This is a genomic window from Coleofasciculus sp. FACHB-712, assembly GCF_014695635.1.
GTDB lineage: Bacteria > Cyanobacteriota > Cyanobacteriia > Cyanobacteriales > FACHB-T130 > FACHB-T130.
In genome coordinates this window covers 1-2,759 of the sequence record NZ_JACJOQ010000232.1, presented here as the reverse complement: position 1 = coordinate 2,759, position 2,759 = coordinate 1, and the positions used below count along the sequence as shown (strand labels likewise).

The following is a 2,759-nucleotide window of genomic DNA, read 5'->3' as shown; positions in this document are numbered from 1 at the left end:
CCGATCTGTTTTCTGCATCTTTTCATCTGTGCCAGTCAAATAGACTGGAACCGCCATCCCGCCAAAGCCGAAATTTACTTAAACCAGCTCAATTACTGGCAAGAACAGGTGACATCAGCGATTGAGCAAGCCTTGCGTCTGAATGTGGGGACAATTCTGGAAAAAACCCCAGAGCGAGTTAGCCGCCTGATCAAAGCAGCGGAAGCGAAAAGTGCCTACAGCGTCAATCGTTCCCTTCAATCGCAGCCAACGGATACTCAGGCAAAGAAAACTGATGAGATCGGATTGATGGAACTCCGAGCCGTTGCCCAAGTTCACAACACCTACATTGTGGCAGAGCATCCGGCTGGGGTGTGGTTGGTGGAGCAGCACATTGCCCACGAACGGGTTTTGTACGAGCAGTTGTGCCAAGCTTGGCAACTCGTCCCCCTAGAACCCCCCGTCATCTTGAATCATCTCTCTCCCGCCCAGATCCAGCAACTCGAACAGATCAACTTAGATATAGAACCTTTTGGAGAGCAACTGTGGGCGATTCGCACGGCACCCGCACCCTTACAAGAGCGAGAAGATCGTGCCGACGCCTTAGTGGAACTCAGCTTAGGTGGAGATTTGCAAACCGCTCAAGTAGCGATCGCCTGCCGCACCGCCATCCGCAACGGGACTCCTCTCGGCTTGCCCCAGATGCAAACTCTCTTAGAGCAATGGCAGCGAACTCGTCATCCTCGCACTTGTCCCCACGGTCGTCCAATTTATTTGTCCCTAGAAGAATCAGCGCTTTCGCGTTTCTTCCGCCGTCATTGGGTAATTGGCAAAAGTCATGGGATTTAGAAATAATTCAGTAAGGACACGGCAATGCCGTGTCCTTACTGAATTATCAAGAATCAGCAGTAACCTTTTGTTTCTTTTTCCTCCCTTCTCTCTTGATATTGTGTTCGTACCAATTCATCAAAGGAGTAGCACTAATCCCATGCAAAAATACAGAAATCACGATGACGATGTAAGTAATCCAGGCAATTTGTTCGCCCAAAGTATCTTTTAAACCTTCGCCAAAAGCATAGGAAAGATAATATAAAGAACCAACGCCACGAATACCAAACCAGCCAAACAAAAAGCGGGTTTCAGAGGGGTAGCGACGACCGAGAAAGCTAATCCAAACTCCCAGAGGTCGAATCAAAAAAATCAACAAGACTGCTACCAAGAGACCCTGACCACCAAACTGGCGAATCGGCTCATACCGCAATAGCGTTCCTAAGATCAAAATTGTTGCAACTTCCAGTAATTTCTCAACTTGTTCGGTGAATTCAAATTGCGAAATTTTCTTTTCGGGATCGTGGTAACTCCGCTGAACGACGACTCCAGCCACAAAAACTGCCAAAAAGCCGTAGCCATTAACAATTTCTGTCAAAGCATAGGTAATTAAAATCGTACTGAGAGCAACAAAATCCTCCATCAACTCATCGACCTGGCGGAAACGTTGCAGTTGCTGGTCAACCAAAACAACCATTTTTGCCGCGATAATTCCCATGACAATGCCAGCTGCGATCGCCCAAAGTAAATCAACCGCTACCCATTGTTTAAACCAGTTGTCCCAGTTGCTATCTTTTAAGGAGTGAATCCCGAAATAAACAAACGGAAAAGCGAGCGCATCGTTTAAACCCCCTTCCGAAGTTAAACCAAAGCGCAGCTCATCTTTATCTTTTAGATCTCCCATCTGAACTTCTGAAGCCAAGACTGGATCGGTTGGGGCGAGAATTGCACCGAGTAAAATCGCTGGACCCCAATCCATTTTTAAAAACCAGTGACCAACCGCAGCGATCGCAAAAATTGAAATCGGCATCAGAAATCCAATCAACCGCACTGTTGTGTTCCACGACCTTAATCTGAGTGGGCGATTCATCTTTAGACCGCAGTTAAAGACGGAGACAATCACCACAAATTCCGTTAGTCGTTCCAGAAATTCGGCGTCTGGTCGTATCTGAATTAACTTAAGCCCGTATTGCCCTAATCCGATACCCACGAGCAGGTAAATGATGGCATAGGAGAGGGGTAATCGTTTAATCCAGCCCGATCCCAAAGTAACCATCAGCAGGAGTAGACCAATCACCAACAGGTCAAGAATATAGATAGATACAGGAGGGAATAGGACTTGGAGCATACATTTAGCGATCGCATAGTTGAAAACAGTACCCTCTGAACTCTACTGACTTGCCGAAGACCCCAAATCATCACCGGGCTAGATTTTAGACAAAATGCGATCGATCCACTTTTACGACTGAAGGCTGAGGATCGCACTCCTTAAAAGCCTCTAAACCCTGACGCCAAATTATCCTGTAGTGGAAGGTTTTCTAGTGGAAGGTTTTCGCTCCAGATTACAGCGATCGCATCGCTGCCTCTGCTAGCTTAGTTTTGCGATCGATAAAAGGAAAAAATAAAAGGAAAAACGCCATGACACTGCCTGATGGGCCGCAGACGCTGCAATTCCTGCAACTACTCCAATGGATTTCCCAGCCCGTGCAGTACCTAGAAACGTCTGTTAAAGCTTATGGTGACTGCTTCACAGCCCGCTGGGGTGGCTTTCCCCCGTATGTACTCATTAGCAATCCGCAAGGAATTCAGGAGCTGTTAACGGCAGATCCCAGACAATTTAACAGCGGTAGTGGGAATAAGATTTTACAACCTTTGCTGGGCGACCAATCTCTGATATTACTAGATGGCGATCGCCACCAGCGCCAGCGACAGCTATTGACTCCCCCCTTTCA

General features: G+C 47.3%; 3 protein-coding genes. 2 read left to right on the top strand and 1 reads right to left on the bottom strand.

Going from position 1 to position 2,759, the window contains the following annotated elements:
• A partial coding sequence (gene mutL / locus H6F50_RS06635; RefSeq protein WP_190427779.1) for a DNA mismatch repair endonuclease MutL occupies window positions 1–828 on the top strand: 828 nt, incomplete at its 5' end.
• Between the two features lie 46 nt (window positions 829–874).
• On the opposite strand, the gene H6F50_RS06630 is transcribed toward mutL, so the two are convergent.
• Window positions 875–2,155 (bottom strand): sodium:proton antiporter, encoded by a 1,281-nt coding sequence (locus tag H6F50_RS06630; protein ID WP_190427775.1) that lies wholly within the window; start codon window positions 2,153–2,155, stop codon window positions 875–877.
• Between the two features lie 290 nt (window positions 2,156–2,445).
• Between H6F50_RS06630 and H6F50_RS06625 the strand changes: the two genes are divergently transcribed.
• Window positions 2,446–2,759, top strand: a 314-nt coding sequence (locus H6F50_RS06625; RefSeq protein WP_190427772.1) for a cytochrome P450, incomplete at its 3' end; no start/stop codon positions are given.